The following is a 17610-nucleotide window of genomic DNA, read 5'->3' as shown; positions in this document are numbered from 1 at the left end:
GCGCTGCATGTCGTCGCCAGCTGTCGTCCGCAGCGTGCTGCACGTCGCCGTCGGCCGTCGCCGGCTCGGGGTCAGCTGCCCTGCTCGGCGTCGGCGGCCTTGACGAGGCCCAGGATCTCCCGCCGCAGCCGCGGATAGGGCCCCCACCCGTCCCGCAGCACGTGGATGTAGATCGCCTCGAGCGCCACATCGATCCGCTGGATCAGCTCCTGATCCTCGGGCAGCCCCAACCGCACGGCCCGCGTGAAGTGATCGAGCGCCTCCATGTGCCGCCCCTGATCAAAGGCGCTGCGCCCGGCGTTCTCGTGCACCACACTGCGCAGCTGATCGGGCGCCTCCGAGCTGGCCGCCTGTTCGAACAGCCGGTCCGCCTCCTGATAGTCGCCCCGCAACCGCAGCACATGCGCCAGCTCCGCCTGCGCGATGACAATCGCCTGCACGTCCCCGGCCGACTCGGCGTGCGCCAGCGCCAGCCGACTGGCGGCGGCGGCCATGCCCAACTCGTCCAGCAGCCGGTACACCTCGGCCCGCACGCTCAACAATCCCGCCCGCGCCACGTTGTCCAGCTCGTCGGCCAGCGGCCCGTCCAGCCGCTCCCCGAGCTCCCGCAACGCATCCCGGTCGTCCGAGATCTCCTTGAGCGTCGCTCCGTCCAACCGCCACCGGATCGCCGCCAGATCCTCCGGCCCCAACGGCCGCGGCTTCTCCTTCACCGGCACCCGCGGGCCCCGCCCACGAGCCTCGCCCGCAATCAGAGGAACCGCCCGAGAATCCCGCTCCGACGCTCCAGCGTCCCTCGACCCGGCGCCGTCCGCCCCAGGCTCCGTCCCAGCCGCGCCGCCCGTTTCCGTCCCGGCGACGCCACCCGTTTCCGTCCCGGCCGTGCCGCCCGTCCCGGCGCCGCCCGCGCTGCCCGGCTGCCGCTCGACCGAGCCTGCCACCGGCTCGCCGGCTTGGTCAACCGCATCCGCACCGACTCGATCGCCCGCCTCGGCGCTGGCTTGTTCGCTGGTGTGCGCGTGGGCTCGTTCACCCGTCTGTGCGTGGGCTCGTTCGCCCGTCTGCGCGCTGGCTCGGCCCTTCGACTCCGCGCCAAGCACACTCTCGGTCTCGGCGCCCGCCTGCAACGGCCGCACCATGTCGGCCGCAGCAACGATCCCACTCATGAGCCCGGTGATGTCCAGATCAAGTACGACCCCGCGCGCATCCGGCAACTCCGCCCCGCGCTCGGCCGAAGCCCCCGAAGCCTCCGGCGCACCCTGAGCTGCAGCGCCGGCAGCACCCGCAGCACCCGCAGCACTGGCAGCACCCGCAGCACTGGCAGCACCCGCAGCACCCGCAGCGCCCGCAGGTTCTGTAGCTCCCGGAGCTTCCGAGCCATCCCCGCCAGCGCCACGTCCCTCGGCGCCAGCACCGGCTACCTGGTCACCGGCCGCACTGCCACCCGACACCGCGCCGCCCGTGGCACCGCCCTCGGCGCGAACAGCACTGACCGCCCCGCCTCCAGCACCGTCCGTACCCGAAGCGCCCCTCTCGCCCGAACCGTCGCCGGCCGAATCCGCAGCGCCACTGACGCCCGATCGGTCGCCGGCCAAATCCGCAGCGCTGTCGAGGCTCGAGCCGTCGCCGGCCGAACCCGCCTCGGCTGACCCGCCCTCCGGCTTGGCCCCGAACCAGGTGGCACCCAACTCCTGATCGGCATACTTCCGAGGCGCGTCCGGCCCGGAAACCGCAAGCCGCCCGATCGGCAACGCATTGGCCGCCGGATTGGGCCCCGGCCGCGAAGCCGGCGGCACCACGGAAACCTGCCCCGGCCCGGACGCCCCAGCCTGCCCTTGCAACATCTGCCGAGAAGCCGCCACCTGCCGCGCAGCCTCAGCCTCAGCCTGCCGAGCCTCCTCAGCCTGTCGCGCCGCCTCAGCCTGGCGTGTCTGTTCAGCAAGGCGTGCCTCGTCCGCCCGGCGAGCCTCCTCGGCCCGGCGTGCCTCTTCCACGCGCCGAGCCTCTTCAGCCTGCCGCGTCTGCTCAGCTTGCCGCGTCTGCTCAGCCTGCCTTGCCGCCTCAGCCCGCTGCGCTTCCTCAGCCCGCTGGGCCAACTGCGCCTGCCGGGCTTCCTCGACCCGACGTGCTTCCTCAGCCAGGCGCGCCGCTTCAGCCTGCCGCGCAGCCTCCGCCTGTCGAGCTTCCTCAGCCTGTCGCGCGACCTCGGCCTGATGCGCGGCTTCGGCTTGCCGTGCTGCCTCTGCCCGCCGAGCCTCTTCTGCCTGCCGAGCCTCCTCGGCCTGGCGTGCGGCCTCGGCACGGCGCGCATCCTCCGCCTGTCGCGCAGCCTCAGCCCGCTGAGCCTCTTGGACGCGCCGAGCCTCCTCAGCCTGCCGAGCCTCTTCGGCTTGCCGAGCCGCCTCCGCCCGCCGAGCCTCTTCAGCCCGCCGGGCCGCCTCAACCTGCCGCGCAACCTCGTCCTGACCCGGCTGCAGCGCCCGATCCGACTGCGGCCCCCGCTGCGCCGGCACCGGAACAACCCCAGCCCGAGCCATCGGCATCGTCGGCCCCTCGCCGCCCGGCGCTCCCGGCTGCGGCGGAACGCTCCCAGGCACCTGCTGAGGCGCACCACTGATCGGCGGCTGCGGCGCAAAGCTGCCAGGCTGCGAAGGCACACCCCCGCCGGGCTGCTGCGGCATCGCACTGATCGGCGGCTGCGGCGTAGCACTCACCGGACGCTGGCCGGCCCCACCACTGACGGGCCGATCCTGCTGGACCCCGGCCCCACTGACCGGCGCCATCCGCGACGGCGGCCGCAGCGAAGGAGGCACGGGCATCCCGTCGCCGGTAGGCAGAATCATCGCCGTACGCGGCCCACCGACAATCGGCCGCTCCACCGTCTCGGACCCGCGCCACTCGTCGCCCGGCCCCGAAGCCGCCTGCCCACCCCAAGGCCCAGCCGCCGGACCGGAAGCGCCCTGCTCACCCCAGGACCCGGCCGCCGGCCCCGCATGTCCCGGCGGCACAGCACCCCGCGGACCGCCGCTGTAGGGCACGGCGCTCTGCGGCATCCCCTCGCCCTGCGGCGCCCCACCATACGGAGCGCCACTCTGCGGCATGCCGTTCTGCGCCGGTCCAGCGTACGGAAGCCCACTCTGCGGCGTCCCCGCCTGCGCTGCCCACGACGAACCGTCCGGCGTGCCATGACCCTGCGGCTGCGCGTTCTCGTTCCACGCCTGCCGGCCTTGCTCCGGGTGAGCGTGCTGCCGAGGCGCCTGCCACCCCTGCTCCGGGTAAGCCCCCGGCGGATAGGTCTGCCCCTGCTCCGGATACGCGCCCGGCGGATAAGTCTGCGGCGCCTGCCATGCCTGAGGCTGCGGCAACGCCCCTTGCCCACCGTGGACAGAACCTGCCAGCGCGCCACCCGACGTAGGCGCCTGCGGCGGGTAAGCCCTCGTCTCCGCCGCGGAATGCGGAGCCGCGGAAGGCGGAACCGCGGAATGCGGAGCCGCGGAAGGCGAGACCACGGAAGGCGGAGCCGCGGATGTCGGACCCGCCGAAGGCGGCACGGCAGCGCCCGATTGCCGCTGCGGCAGCGCACCAGCGGCAGGCCGTCGCACCGGGGGAGTGGCCGCCGGCGGCACCGGAGTGGGCGCGCTTTCCGGCAACACCGGAGGGTACGCAACCCCCGCCGCGCCAGCCGAGTAAGAAGCGGCAGGCGAAACCGGCGCCCGCTCATCTGACCGCTGCTCCTGAGAAGGCACCGGCCACTGCTGGCGCCCCCCGTCCCACTGCGCCGCAGAACCAGCACCGGCGCCAGCAGTACGAGGAACCGGCTGCTGAGATACAGGCGCAGACGGCGGCACAGAACCAGGCTGCTGAGAGACCAGCCCGGGCGGCGGCCCCGAAACAGGCTGCTGCGGCACGGCGCCAGCCTGACCCGAGCCGTCCGCGCCAGGCGTCCACTGCTGACCGGCCGCCGCCGCACCAGGCGCGTACGCCCCCCACTGCTGGTCCGCACCCTCGGGCCGGCCGTACTGCTGAGGCACCTGCGCCGAAGCCCGCGACCGCTGAGCATGATCCTGCCCCGGCGGAATGATCGGCCCGTCCGACGTGATGTACCCGACACGCGCCGGACGTGCCCCACCCCGCGCGTCCTCATGCGCCGCCGGAGCCGCACCCGCCGATCGCTGCTGACCCGCCGGCGGAGCGCCGTGCTGCCCCGCCGCGCCGTACGAACCGCCCTGCTGCCCCGGCGCGCCGTAGGACGTGCCCTGCTCATTCGGCGCGCCGTAAGGGACAGCCTGCTCGCTCGGCATGCCATAGGACGCGCCCTGATCGTTGGGCGTGCCGTAAGACGCGGCCTGCTCGTTCGGCACGCCGTGAGAGCCAGCCTGCTGATTCGGCGCGCCGGACCCACCCGGACCCTGTGCCGCCGCCGCAGGCTGCCCCGGAACGGGCGACCCAGGCGCAAACGCCGGAGCCGGCGAAGTAGGCGCGGACTCCGAAGGCGCCCCCACCACCCGAGGCTGCGCCGGCGGCTCGGCCTTCAACACACGGGGAGCAGGCGGCGGCGTCGCCTTGCTGATCACCCGAGGCGCGGGCGGTGGAGTGGCCCGGCTGATCACCCGGGGCGCAGCACCCTGCGGGTTGTCCTCCTGGGTGTCCCGCTGCTGCACGGAGGCGGCAGGCGCGGCCGGCGGACGGTACGGCGCATGCGGATCATCCGCCCCGGCGCCCTCCCGCTGGTCCTGGCCGGGAGCACCCTCGAGCTGAGCGCGCGGTCCGGTCCCAGCAGCGGCGCCGTCCTGATCGAAGCGAGCCGTCTCCTCGACACGCCGACGGTTCTCGTCCACCACCGGCACGCCGTCGTCGTAACGAATGGTCTCGCCGACCCGTGCGGCCGCCGCGAACCGCCCGGCGTTCCCGGGCGCCACGGCCGGCGTGTCGTGCTCGTAGAACTCGCCCTGCAACACCACGGGCTCGCGCTGAGGCGCGTCACTCGAGCGCTCCGGAGCGTACGCGGCAGCTTCGTCCTCACGCCGGAAAGCCGCCGCCTCGTCCCGCCGGGGATATGCGTCGTCCCGCTGCGGCGAGGCGTCCTCGCGAACCGGATAACGCGCCGCCTCGTCGTATCCACCCTCGGCGCGTCGCGGATAACCGCCGTCGCCGACGAACTCCACCCGTCCCCGCCGGCGCTCGTCGAAGCCCCAGCCGTCCCGCTCGTCGAACTCCCCGCGCCGCCGCTCGTCCCGCCCACCGGAACCGACACGCCGCCGGTCGTCCCGCCCACCGAGATCCCGCCCGAACTCGTCCCGCCGCCCGGCATCCCGCGCGCCCAGATCCCGCCCACCAGGCTCACGCGCACCACGATCCCGCGCGCCGGGATCCCGTCCGTCGAGACCGGCACGACCCTGCCCGCCATCGACCCGGGCCCGGCCGCCGGCGTCAACCCGCCCGCGCCCCTCGGCGTCAACCCGCCCCCGCTCATCGCGAGCAGCGAAATCACCCCGCCGCCCACGGTCGTCCCGCCGGTCGGAGTCCCGCCGCGCAGAGTCCCGCCGGTCAGCCTCGCGCCGATCCGCGTCCCGCCGATCAGCCGGCTCAGAGTCCCGCCGCTCCGCGCCCCGACGGTCGACATCCCGCCGCCGCGACTCGCTGTCCCGGCGCGGCGCCTCGTCCTCCCGCCGGAACGCAGCCGGCGCCGACCCACGCCCCCGCCGCCCCTCATCGGAAGCACCGGCGTCATCGCGCCGCCGCTCACCGGCCGAACGATCCGCGGACCCGCCGCGCTCGGCCCCGGCATCGCGCCGCCCGAACCGCTTCCGCTTGCCACCTTCGCCCGGAACCTCCCGGCGCCCGTCGTCCGTTTCCTCCGGCGTGTCGTAGTCCGCCCGGGATCGGCTGCCACGGGCCGCGGGCCGGGAGTCGTCGTCGCGCCGAGGCTGGCGCGGGGGCTCCTGCTCCGCCTCGAGGTCACCGTCCCAGAAGGACGACGTCTCGATCCGCTTGGCCCGCTGCGCCGCGGTGTAGCGCCGCTGGGTCTCCCAGTCGTCGGCGTCGAACTCGCGGTCGTCGTACTCGAGCTCGTCGAAGTCGATGCTGCGGATCTCCCAGCCGCCCAGGCCCATGGCGGGGGAGACGGGGGCGGTGTCGAGATCGGCGGCCTCGAACCCCGGGTCGTCCAGCCAGCTCGGCCGGTCGGCGTCGAAGGCCTGCTCCATCTGCTTGTCGCGGCTTCGTGACCGCTTGTAACCGCCCTGGCGGCGCTGACGGCGCTCGGCGAGCTCGTCGACGGCCGGCTCGGAGTCGGGGGTCTCGGGCGGGCGGGGCGCGTCGTCCTCGCGCGCGACGGGGCGGCGCACCTCGGGACCCCAGCGCGACTCGACAGCCGCATCCGCGTACGAGTCACGGGCCGTAGCGGTCGTTTCCACGTACGGCTTGCGCCGGCGCTTGTCGTCGTACTCGGATTCCCAGTACTCGTCGTCCTCGTAGCTCATCGGATCACCCCGCCGAGGCGGGCGTGGAGGAGCTGCGATCCGGCCTGCTGCTGCCGCATCCGTGTCCCCCCGTCCTCGCTCCCGCGTGCGGTCGCCCGCGCGGCCGGGCTCCCCTCAGCCCGGTCGGGTTGGAAGGTTAACCACGGATTTACGCCGCGCGCTACCGCCCACGGAGGCTAGTCACCCGACCCGAGGACGCCCCCTGGCGCCGCCGGGCCGCCCGGTCGCCGCGGCCGCCGGGAAAAGCTCTTCGACGCACAGTACGGGTCCGACGCCCGTTCGGTTCACATCCAGCGTCTTTTCAGCGGCGCGCCGGAGCCTCGATCGAAAGTCCTCGACGGAGAGTGATGGCGACATTCGCGGGTGCAACGCCTCCTCTCAAGCGCCCCAAGCGTTTCGCCGCCATGGATCAGGCTCCGAATTAACCCATTCTTAAGACACGGCTGAGACCCCTCACAACAACTTCCCTTGGGTACGCCACCACGGGTCCCGAAGTTACGAACACGTACCGTGACGGAACCGCCGGTGTCCCTCCTGGATCGTCCGTTATGTGCACCCGCCCGGGGTGCCCGGGCGAGCGTGGCGAGGGACACGTCCGCGAGCCACGGATCATGGCCGGTGCCGGTGTCACGGTTGTGGAGGTGACCGGCCCGGCGCAGTGCCGGTTCCCGGTGGGCTCGATCCGTGAGCCGCCGACTGACAGATACACGACACCGACCGAAAGGAGCGGACCATGCCGCGCCTCGACCTCGGCGCCGTCCGCGCCACGTTCCGGACGGCCCTCCGCCGCTTGGACGCCTGGACCCTCGACACCCTCACCAACCAACCGCCCCGCGCCTGACGCCGGGCCGTCACGGTTCCGGGCCGGCGGCAGCTGTCGCGGCCCGTTCCCGGGCCGTGCCACCGCGGCCCAGCCAGAGCTGCGGTCCGCGTCTCAGCCGCTCCGGCTCTGTCCGGCGGCGGTGCGCCAGAAACTCCCCGGCCGGTGCCGGCTCCCCCCCGCTGAGCCCGCCGGGGCCCGCGAAACGGTGGCGCTCCTCCTCGCCCCGTTTCGATCGAGGAAAACGACGGCCGTCTCCTTCGCCCCCGTGGGAGGCGGCCGTCCCTTGTCTCCCCGCGCCGGCCGCGCGTTCCCCTCTTGCTGTCCGCGCGTCCTCGTCACGCCGACGGCGGCCCCCTCGCGCCGGCCCCGCGTCCTCTGCTTCCGGCCGTGTGTCCCCTCTCGCCGGTCGGCGCGGCGGCGGGGCTCAGAGGCGCCCGTCGCTGGTGAAGTGCCCGATCGACTCGGGCAGCACCAGACCCGCCGCGGTCAGCGAACGCAGGAGCGCCGCCAGCTCGACCCGGGTGAGGTCGCCGGGCCGCTCCGGCTCCGGATGCGCAACGCCGAGCGCCCGGGCCGTCTCCACCGCGCGTGTCCCGATGGCCGCCTCCACCGCCCACAGCCGGTGCGCCCGCATGGCGAGATGCGCCGACCGGGTCAGATGATCGTGCAGCCGCAACAGCCGGCGCAGGTCCGCGGCGAGCTGCTCGATGGGCGGGCCGAGCGGCTCCGGATCGTGCGGAGTCCGGTCGGTCCACACGCGGGCGACGGCCGAGCAGACGCGGGGCCCGAAGACCACCGCCGCCCCGAGCAACGTGGGCGTCAACGTGATGATGGCCAGCTTCCCGACGTCGACAAGGTTCACGGCGAACTCCTCACCCCGTGCGAAACGGGCGTACCTCCACGATCCGCCGCCCCCGCCGACCCGTCAATACGTCGTCACCAGCTGTTCCGGCCCGCCCGCGGCCCGCTTCCGCTGCTGTTCCGCCCCGCCCGCGGCCCGCTTCCGCTGCTGTCCCCGGCCCGCCCGCGGCTCGCTTCCGCACAAACCTCACGTAGCGGCGTGGCAGGCGTCATGCCTCTTTCTCGCAGGCCCGGTGACCTGCCCGGACACCGTCCTCCCGGCCGCTCAACCCGCTTCTCCGAGCTGCCGATGCCCGCCGGTCGCGCTACGGTGGCCCCCAATTCGCCGACAAAGGAGGTCGATGTGCTGGTGCGCCGTGTTCTGCCCGTCCTGCTCGTGGCCGCCCTCGCGGCCTGTGGCACCAACGACGCCGACTCCTCGGCCGCGCCGTCGGCCGGCAACCCCTCCGGTGGTCCGGGGGCATCGGCCGCGCCCTCCGACGCGGCTGCCACACCTTCGGACCCGGCTGCCGTGCCCTCCGGTTCGGCGGCGGCATCCGTGGCGCCGGGCCAGTCGGCTGCCGCGCCGTCCACTGCGGGCGGAGACACCCAGCAGCTGCCCCTGGGCGGCACGAAGATCTTCCCCGACTACCGCGTGGTCGCCTATTACGGCACGGCCGGCACCGGCACGCTCGGCGTCCTCGGCGAGGGCAGCCCCGACACGATGCTGCCCAAGCTCCGCGCGGCCGCCAAGCCGTTCGCCGGCGACCGCAAGATCCAGCCGGCCTACGAGCTGATCGCCAGCGTGGCGCAGGCCGGCCCCGGCCGGGACGGCGACTACAGCCAGATGATCCCGCTGAGCAAGATTCAGCAGTACGTGGATCAGGCCCGCCGCAACAAGGTGATGGTCATCCTCGACCTCCAGCCGGGGCGCGGCGACTTCCTGCCCCAGGCGAAGCAGCTCGAGCGCTTCCTCGTCCAGCCGCACGTCGGCCTCGCCCTCGACCCCGAGTGGCGCATGCCCGCGGGCAAGGTCCCGGGCAAGACGATCGGCAAGGTGAGCGCGGCCGAGGTCAACCGCGTCTCCGCGTACGTGTCCGGCCTCGTCGCCCAGCACCGGCTGCCCGAGAAGCTGTTCGTCGTGCACCAGTTCCGGTCCTCGATGCTCCCCGACATCAGCAAGATCCAGAAGCGCCCCGGCCTCGCCCTCGTCCAGCACGTCGACGGCTTCGGCACCCGCTCCGAGAAGGACGCCACCTGGGACCGCCTCCGCCGTCCCCAGCAGTTCCACCTCGGCTACAAGCTCTTCTACGACGAAGACATCAAGCGCTACGGCGCCCGCGACCTCCTCAAGTTCAGCAACGTCCCCGAGCTCGTCACCTTCCAATAACCCGGCCACCCGCCGAGCCGCGTTTCGGCGGGTCCGAGCTGCGTTTCGGCGGGTCCGAGCTGCGTTTCGGCGGGTCCGAGCTGCGTTTCGGCGGGTCCGAGCTGCGTTTCGGCGAGTGCGAGCTGCGTCCCGGCGACCCCGAGCCGCGTGCCGGCGGCGCCCTGACCCGCGCCGCGCCAGCCTCGCCCTGAGCCGCGCCGTGATTGCCCCGTCCTGAGCCGCGCCGCGCCGGCATCGCCCTGAGCCGCGCTCCGACGGCCCCGTCCTGAGCCGCGCCGTGGTGGCCCGTCCTGAGCCGCGCTTCGACGGCCCCCTGAGCAGCGCCGCGCCGGCCTCGCCCTGAGCCGCGCCGGCGGACCTGAGCCATGGCGCGATGAGCCGAGCCGCGTCGCCGGCACTGCGGAGCCGCGAGCATGAGCGGCCGGGATTCGTGGCGGGACGAGCCATGCTCATGGCGCCGATTGACCCGGGGCCGTGGGCGCGGTCAGCCGGGCCCGAGTGTCACACCGGGCCGGGCCGCGAGGGGAAGCGGCCCGATCCGAGGGTGGGTCACTCGAAGAACTTGAGGCTCCAGCCTGTGTTGGTCGTGGCACCGGGGACGTTGGCCCGGGTGTAGGTGGTGTTGCCCCACCAGGTGAAGGTGCCGGTGTACCAGTAGCGGTTGGCCCAGGAGTACGGGGTGCCCTTCGGGACGGCGTGGAACATCAGGGGGAAGCGGGGGCCGGCCGGGGGACTGGTGTTGATGTCGCCGTTGAGGAGGACGAAGGTGTGGTGACCAGGCCCGTTGACATTGAGGGTCGGGTCCCAGCCGGACATCATCGTGCTGCGGTTGCTGCCGAAGAGACAGCCGTTGCTCTTGTACCAGTCCCAGACATAGGTCGGGTCGCCGCCCGCGCGCAGGCGGAGGTCGGCGAGACAGTACTGGTCGCTCCAGCTGCCGTTCGCGGAGTAGACGATGTGCAGCTGGCCGTTCGGGTCCTTGATGGCCTCGGGGCCCTCGTTGATGAACGGGTTGCCGACGACCCGCTCCCAGCTCTCGCGGGGCTGGGAGATCACATAGCGCGCCCCCGTGGCGGCGGTCGGGCTGCTCATCCGGGCGATGTAGAGGTTCTGCTCGACGTTGGTGTCGCCCGCCCAGCCCGACCAGACGAACCAGCGCTGGGAGTTGAAGGTGAACATGGTGCCGTCGATGGCCCACTTGTCGTCGGGCAGGTTGAGCTTCGTGGCGGCGCCGAAGCCGGAGGCCGGGGACGTGGAGCTGATCACGTACATGCGGTGGGCGGAGCCCGTACCCATGGTGAAGTAGATGTAGTAGCGCCCGCCGTCGTAGTGGATCTCGGGGGCCCACAGCTCGCCGAGGCCGGGGTCCTGATAGACGCGCGTCGCGGCGGCGGCGGCCAGCCCGTCGGGAGAGGAGGCCTGGCGCACCTGGATGCCGTTGCCGGCCGACTGCACCGAGATGTAGGTGGAGCCGACCCGCAGCACGCTGGGGTCGGCCGCGCGGAGGGAGGTCTGGGCGGCGTCGGCACGGCCGGCCATCGTCACCACCTGGGTGAGGCCCAGCACACCGGCGAGCGCGAGCGCGCCGAGGCCGAACAGACGGCGGGGAATCTTCATGGTCACATCCGGGGTCTGCCGCCGTTGCGACGCCGTGCCGGTGGGGGCCGGCGGGGATGACGTCCGGGCAGGCTGCGCGGGGCGGCGGGACGGGGAAGCAGCCCTGACCGTGCCCCGAGCATCGATCTCACTCTCATCGATGTCAATCCACCCGGATAAATCGACCCGTGATGGATCTCCGCCCGGGAGGGATCCGCCCAGAGGGATCCGCCCAGAGGGATCCGCCCGGGAAGGGTCCGCGCGGGCGGGAGGCCGGCGCCACGCCGCCCGGGAGGAAGGCCGGCGCCACACCGACGACGACCACGGGCGGCGAGGCGGGGCACGCCACCCCTGGAAGGGCGGATCGGCCCCGGCCGAGATCCGGAACCGGGACGGCCGCGAGCACGAGCCGAACGATCTTGAGGTTCTCTACGATGACAGGTGGGCCGGCCGGGGATTGTTGCGGAATCCCCGGCCGGTTCGCGAAGCCGGGAAGGGGCTACCGCGGCCGGTTCGCGAAGCTGGGAGAGGCCTACCGCGGCGCGCCGAGGGAGGCGGAGCCGAGCGCCTTCGTGATCGTGATCTCGATGGCGACGCGGCGCGGGTTGGGGCGCGGCTGACGGTAGCGCTCGGCGTACCGCTTGACCGCCTCGGCCACCGCCTCCGGATCGTCGTTGACCATCGCCACACCCTCGACCGTGCACCAGCGCGGCCCCTCGAACTGGCAGACGGCGACCCGGGTCTGCCCATTGCGGATGTGGCGCACCTTGGCCGACTCGCCCGACGAGATGACGCGCAGCAGTCCGGCCGCCAGGTCGAGCGTCGCGCCGACCGGGGCGACGTGCGGCGACCCGTCCGCCCGCAGCGTCGTCAGCGTGCAGAGATGCCGCTCGGTCCAGAACTCCTGAACCTGCGGCGCCCCGAGGTCGAGTTGCCCACTCATGCGATCTCCATCGGTAGTGCTCCTCGCCGCACCGCGTCCACCAGCACCTGGTGGTCGGCCTCGACCTGGTCCGCGTACGCCCGGGCGAACCGGCTCAGCATGTCGTCCAGCTTGTCGCTGCCGCCGATGTACCCGGCGATCATCGAGGCGCCACTGGTCCGGGCGTGGCCCTTGGCCAGCAGATAGCCGCAGATGCCGGCGTAGTCCTCGAGGGCGGACGCGCTGATGTCCTCGACGAGGATGGCGCCCTTCATGTCGCGGAACTGCCGCACGTAGTACTGGTGGTCGCCGACCGTGGTCCAGCCGAGCAGCGGGTCGCTGACCGTCTGCAGCGCCTGCTGGTACTCGACGACGCGCTGCCCCTGGTGCCGGTGCCACGCCGCGGCGCCGTGCTGGTGCTTCGCGACGACGGACCGCCGGGCCTCCTTGAGCTGGAGGAAGACGACGTCGTCGGGGCTGCTTCCCTCACACAGCGCCACGTACGCCCGGAGCCCCACCGATCCGACGCCGACCACCTTGTGCGCGATGTCGACGATCCGGTAGCCGGCCAGGATCCGCGCCCAGTGCGGTGGCAGCGTGTTGAGATAGCCGTCCAGGGCCCCGGCGAGCCGCTCGAGGTCCTCGTCGCTGGGCCGGGTGATCAGCGGCGGCTCCTGCACGAGGCGGGCGGTGCCGTCGCGCTGCTCGGTGAAGCGGGGCAGCGCGCGGTCGCTCGTGCGGCGCCGGGCCCGCCGGGCCGCCCGTTCGATCTCGTCCTTGAAGGACGCCTTGCTCGCCGCCTTGCGCAGGTCGTCGACGTCCAGCGTGTCGAAGGAGCGGGCCAGCAGCGGCTGCTCGGCGAGGTACTGGATCTGCTCGCGATACTCCTCGACACAATGGCGTACGGCGTCGGCGCACGCGTGCTCGCGGAAGCCGTTCTGGCGCCCGGCGACGTGCACGCTGGTGACGAGCCGGCGCAGGTCCCACTCCCAGGCGCCGGGGTGGGCCTCGTCGAAGTCGTTGAGGTCGAAGACCAGCTCCCGCTCCGGCGAGGCGTAGAAACCGAAGTTGCCGAGATGCGCGTCGCCGCAGATGACCGGGGTGATGCCGGTGTGCGGGAGGGTGGCGAAGTCGTCGGCCATGATGTTCGCCGAGCCGCGCAGGAAGGCGTAGGGCGACGCGTGCATGCGCCCGACCCGCACCGGGATCAGCCGGTCGAGCCGCCCCTGGTGGGCCTCGGCGAGCTGGGTGACGGGATCGACGCGCCCGCTCGCCGGTCGCCAGTGCGCCAGGTCGGAGCGGGGGGAGCGGTCGCGCAGGGAACGGCCCAGCTCGTAGCGCTCGGCCCGGGGCGGGGCGGGGCGGCGCAGGGAGGTGAAGCCCTCGTCCCGGCGGGTGTCGAGCACGACATGGCCGTTGGGCGGCGCTTCGATCGGAACGTCCATCAGCGCCGAGCGTACGCAGCCGGGAAAAGCCGCACGTACGCAGCCGGGAAAAGTCGATCAAGCGGAGCCCGTTGACGGTCGCCTTGTTATCGCTAACAATGCCTGCACGGGTCCACATGGCGGGACGCCGCGGCGGATGGACAAGAGCGCCCGGTCCGGCGTTACGATGCGGTGATCACGGCGTGATCGTCCGGTCACACATCGACCGGCGCCGCCGTGCCTCGCGGTTGCGACCGCACATTACAGGGACGAGGTGCGGCGATGGACGTCAGGGGAGCCCGCAGCCCCGCCATGACCGACGTCGCCAAGCTGGCGGGGGTGTCCCACCAGACGGTCTCCCGGGTGCTCAACGACCATCCCAACGTCCGCGAGCAGACCCGCCTGCGGGTGCGCGCCGCGATCGCCGAGCTGGGCTACCGTCCCAACCGCGCCGCCCGGGCCCTGGTCACCGGCCGCTCCCAGCTCATCGGCGTCGTCGCGCAGAACAGCACCCTGTACGGCCCGGCCTCGCTGCTCGCCGCGTTCGAGCAGGCCGCGGCCGAGGCGGGCTTCGCGGTGAGCGTGGGCAGCGTCGGCCGGCTCGACCGCGAGTCCATCGCCGGTGCCGTGGAGCGCCACCTCGACCAGCGGGTCGCCGGGCTCGTCGTCATCGCCCCGGTCGCGTCGGCCGACGACGCGCTCGAGGACATGCCGGCCGACGTCCCGCTGGTCACCATCGACGGCAACCCGCTGCGCCCGCACTCGCTGGTCACGGTCGACCAGGCCGCCGGCGCCCGGCTCGCCGTCGAGTGCCTGCTGGCCGCGGGGCACCGGACGGTCTGGCACGTCTCCGGCCCTCCGGACTGGTACGACGCCGCGGGCCGGATCGAAGGCTGGCGAGCCGCCCTGGAAGCCGCCGGGGCCGAGGTGCCGCCGACGGTCGCGGGGGAGTGGTCCGCCGCCTCGGGCTACGACGCCGGGCGCATGCTGGCCCGCATGCCGGAGGTCACTGCGGTCTTCACGGCCAACGACCACCAGGCGCTCGGGCTGCTCCGGGCGCTGAGCGAGCACGGCCGCCGGGTGCCGCACGACGTGTCGGTGGTCGGCTTCGACGACGTGCCCGAGGCCGCGTACTTCATCCCGCCGCTGACGACCGTGCGGCCCGCCTTCGCCGAGGTGGCGCAGGCCGGGCTGGACTCGCTGCTGACCCAGCTGGCCGACCCCGACGCGCCGCCCGAGCGGATCGTCATCGCCCCGTCGCTGGTGGAGCGGTCGAGCGTGGCCCCGCCCGCCGTCCGCCCGGTCGCGCCCCGCCCCCGCGAGCCGGAGCGCCGCCCCGTCGAGCAGTAGCCGCCGCGCCGAGGACCGCGCTGCCGAGGGCCGGCAGCGCCGCGGGAGGGCAGGGGCGCCGCGCAGAAGAGGCAGGGGCGCCGCGCGGAAGGACCGGCAGCGCCGCTGAAGAAGGTCGGCAGCGCCGCGGAAGAAGGCCGGCAGCGCCGCCCGGGTGAAGGGCGCGGTAAGGGGCAGCTCACCCGCACGAGTGAGCGTAAGGTCCCGATCGAAGGACCGGCGCCGTGAGCCACGTCATTTCGACAAGATTGCCACGACGTTGCTCCGCGCTGTTGACACGCGAATTGTTAGCGCTCACACTCGGACCACGCCGCCCGGCGTGTGTCCTGGGACACGCCCGGTTCGTCCCCCGGAGGTAGCAGAACGATGTCCGAGTGCCCGCTCGCCGGCCCCCGTGCAGGTTGCGGCATGACCGACCGCACCGAGCTGCACCCGGCGCAGGACGGCGACGGCCTGGGCGGCGAGGGCCAGGAGCGCATGCCCAAGGTGGCACGGTGAGCTTGAGCGCCGACATCAAGGAGACCCGGCAGCAGGTTGCCGACCTGCACGCCGAGCTCCCGCGCAACGAACTCGTGGTCTGGACCGCCGGCAACGTCTCGGCCCGGGTCCCCGGCGCGGACCTGCTGGTGATCAAGCCCTCCGGCGTGCGTTACGACGAGATCACGGCCGACGCCATGGTCGTCACCGATCTCGCCGGCACGGTGGTGGAGGGCGATCTCGCCCCGTCGAGCGACACGGGCGCCCACGCCTACGTCTACCGGCACATGCCGCACGTCAACGGCGTGGTGCACACCCATTCCACGTACGCGACAGCGTGGGCCGCCCGCGGCGAGGCGATCCCCTGCGTCCTCACCGTGATCGCCGACGAGTTCGGCGGCGAGATCCCGGTCGGGCCGTCCGCGCCGGACGGCGACGACGACGAGGTCGGCCGCGGGATCGTCGAGACCCTCGACGGCCACCGCTCGCCGGCCGTCCTGCTGCGCAACAACGGCGTCTTCACCATCGGGCCGGACCCCGCCGCCGCGGTCAAGGCCGCGGTCATGTGCGAGGACGTCGCCCGGACCGTGCACATCGCCCGCCAGATCGGCGAGCCGGTGCCCATCGCCCAGGAGCACATCGACTCCTTGTACGCCCGCTACCAGAACGTCTACGGACAGGAGCCCAAGAAGTGAAGCCCCAGATCTGGTTCCTGACCGGAAGCCAGCACCTGTACGGCCCGGAGACCCTGCAGCAGGTCGCCGACCAGTCCCGGCAGATCCAGGACATGCTGGCCGCCCAGATCACGAGCGCCGAGCTCGTCGGCCGGCCGGTGCTGACCGACAGCGGCGCGATCCGTCAGGTGATGATCGACGCCAGTGCCGACCCGAACTGCATCGGCGTCATCGCCTGGATGCACACGTTCTCGCCGGCCAAGATGTGGATCACCGGCCTCGACGTGCTCCGCAAGCCGCTGCTGCACCTGCACACGCAGCTCAACCAGGCGCTGCCGTGGTCGTCCATCGACATGGACTTCATGAACCTCAACCAGGCGGCGCACGGCGACCGGGAGTTCGGCTACATCCAGACCCGCATCGGCGTCGCCCGCAAGACGATCGCCGGGCACGCCTCGGACCCGTCGGTCGCGGCGCGCGTCGAGGGCTGGGCCCGGGCGGCCACCGGGTACGCGAAGCTGCGCGGGCTGCGGCTCGCCCGGTTCGGCGACAACATGCGCAACGTCGCGGTGACCGAGGGCGACAAGGTCGAGGCCGAGCTGGTCTTCGGCGTCTCGGTCAACACGTACGGCGTCAATGATCTGGTCGAGGTCGTCGACGGCGTCGGGGACAAGGACATCGACGCGCTGGTCGACGAGTACGCGGACCAGTTCGTGCTCGCGCCGGAGCTGGCCCGGGGCGGCGACCGCCACGACTCGCTGCGCTACGCCGCGCGGATCGAGGCCGGCCTGCGCAAGTTCCTGACCGAGGGCGACTTCGGCGCCTTCACGACCAACTTCGAGGACCTCGGCGGCCTGCGCCAGCTGCCCGGCCTGGCCGTCCAGCGGCTCATGGCCGACGGCTACGGCTTCGGCGGCGAGGGCGACTGGAAGACCTCGATGCTGCTCACGGCCGTGAAGGCCATGGGTACGGGCACCGGGGCGGGCACCTCCTTCATGGAGGACTACACCTACCACTTCGGCCCGGGCGACCAGAAGATCCTCGGCGCGCACATGCTCGAGGTGTGCCCGTCGATCGCGTCGGCGAAGCCGTCCTGCGAGATCCACCCGCTCGGCATCGGCAACCGCGAGGACCCGGTGCGCCTGGTCTTCGACGCCCAGGCCGGCGCCGGCGTGGTGATCGGCATCGCCGACATGGGCGACCGCTTCCGGCTGGTGGCCAACACCATCGAGGTGACCGCGCCGGACGAGCCGCTGCCGAAGCTGCCGGTGGCCCGCGCGGTGTGGAAGCCGCAGCCGTCGCTGTCCACGTCGGCCGAGTGCTGGCTGACGGCCGGCGGCCCGCACCACACGGTGCTGACCCAGGCGGTGGGCGTGGAGGCGTTGCGCGACTTCGCCACCATGCTGCACACCGAGCTGCTCGTGATCGACGAGACCACGACACCCCATGACTTCGCGGACCGCGTGCGCTGGAATCAGGCCTATTACCGCCAGTACGCCCGTTGAGCCGAGAAGGTAACGCCCCGCTAACAACAGTGTGCAGAGCTGTTCACTTCTGATCGTACGTGCGTGATAGTCGTCTCATCTGTGCGTGCGTATCGATCGTCACTCCACATAACCCCCTCCCAAGGAG

Annotated in this window: 9 protein-coding genes; 4 read left to right on the top strand and 5 right to left on the bottom strand. The window is 72.9% G+C overall.

Annotated elements, in window-relative coordinates:
* Nucleotides 1–71 precede the first annotated feature (71 nt).
* On the bottom strand, nt 72–6482 hold the full coding sequence (locus tag RAN62_RS33785) for a hypothetical protein (RefSeq protein ID WP_305788900.1): 6411 nt from the start codon (nt 6480–6482) through the stop codon (nt 72–74).
* 1247 nt (nt 6483–7729) lie between these two features.
* The gene (locus tag RAN62_RS33780; RefSeq protein WP_305788899.1) at nt 7730–8167 is read right to left on the bottom strand and encodes a hypothetical protein; all 438 of its coding nucleotides are present in this window, start codon (nt 8165–8167) and stop codon (nt 7730–7732) included.
* A gap of 342 nt (nt 8168–8509) precedes the next feature.
* Between RAN62_RS33780 and RAN62_RS33775 the strand changes: the two genes are divergently transcribed.
* Nucleotides 8510–9535, top strand: coding sequence for a hypothetical protein (locus tag RAN62_RS33775; RefSeq protein ID WP_305788898.1), 1026 nt, complete (start codon nt 8510–8512; stop codon nt 9533–9535).
* A 549-nt stretch (nt 9536–10084) separates the two neighbouring features.
* On the opposite strand, the gene RAN62_RS33770 is transcribed toward RAN62_RS33775, so the two are convergent.
* The 3 genes from RAN62_RS33770 to RAN62_RS33760 form a co-directional block, all read right to left on the bottom strand.
* On the bottom strand, nt 10085–11152 hold the full coding sequence (locus RAN62_RS33770; RefSeq protein WP_305788897.1) for a glycoside hydrolase family 43 protein: 1068 nt from the start codon (nt 11150–11152) through the stop codon (nt 10085–10087).
* Between the two features lie 511 nt (nt 11153–11663).
* On the bottom strand, nt 11664–12074 hold the full coding sequence (locus RAN62_RS33765; RefSeq protein WP_305788896.1) for a pyridoxamine 5'-phosphate oxidase family protein: 411 nt from the start codon (nt 12072–12074) through the stop codon (nt 11664–11666).
* Nucleotides 12071–13498, bottom strand: a complete 1428-nt coding sequence (locus RAN62_RS33760; RefSeq protein WP_305788895.1) for a DUF2252 domain-containing protein — start codon at nt 13496–13498, stop codon at nt 12071–12073. The genes RAN62_RS33765 and RAN62_RS33760 overlap by 4 nt, the downstream gene beginning before the upstream one ends.
* A 261-nt stretch (nt 13499–13759) precedes the next feature.
* Between RAN62_RS33760 and RAN62_RS33755 the strand changes: the two genes are divergently transcribed.
* From RAN62_RS33755 to araA, 3 genes are all read left to right on the top strand, one after another.
* Nucleotides 13760–14827: a LacI family DNA-binding transcriptional regulator gene (locus RAN62_RS33755; RefSeq protein WP_305788894.1), complete on the top strand. Its 1068-nt coding sequence runs from the start codon at nt 13760–13762 to the stop codon at nt 14825–14827.
* A 500-nt stretch (nt 14828–15327) separates the two neighbouring features.
* On the top strand, nt 15328–15999 hold the full coding sequence (locus RAN62_RS33750; RefSeq protein WP_305789074.1) for an L-ribulose-5-phosphate 4-epimerase: 672 nt from the start codon (nt 15328–15330) through the stop codon (nt 15997–15999).
* Complete coding sequence (gene araA, locus RAN62_RS33745; protein WP_305788893.1) at nt 15996–17483, top strand: L-arabinose isomerase; 1488 nt, start codon at nt 15996–15998, stop codon at nt 17481–17483. The genes RAN62_RS33750 and araA overlap by 4 nt, the downstream gene beginning before the upstream one ends.
* The last annotated feature ends 127 nt before the right edge of the window (nt 17484–17610 follow it).

The sequence above is a fragment of the Symbioplanes lichenis genome, from assembly GCF_030709675.1.
In the GTDB taxonomy this organism is placed as follows: Bacteria; Actinomycetota; Actinomycetes; order Mycobacteriales; family Micromonosporaceae; genus Actinoplanes; species Actinoplanes lichenis.
Note: the sequence above shows the minus strand (reverse complement) of the source record. Positions and strands in the feature narration are given on the sequence as shown.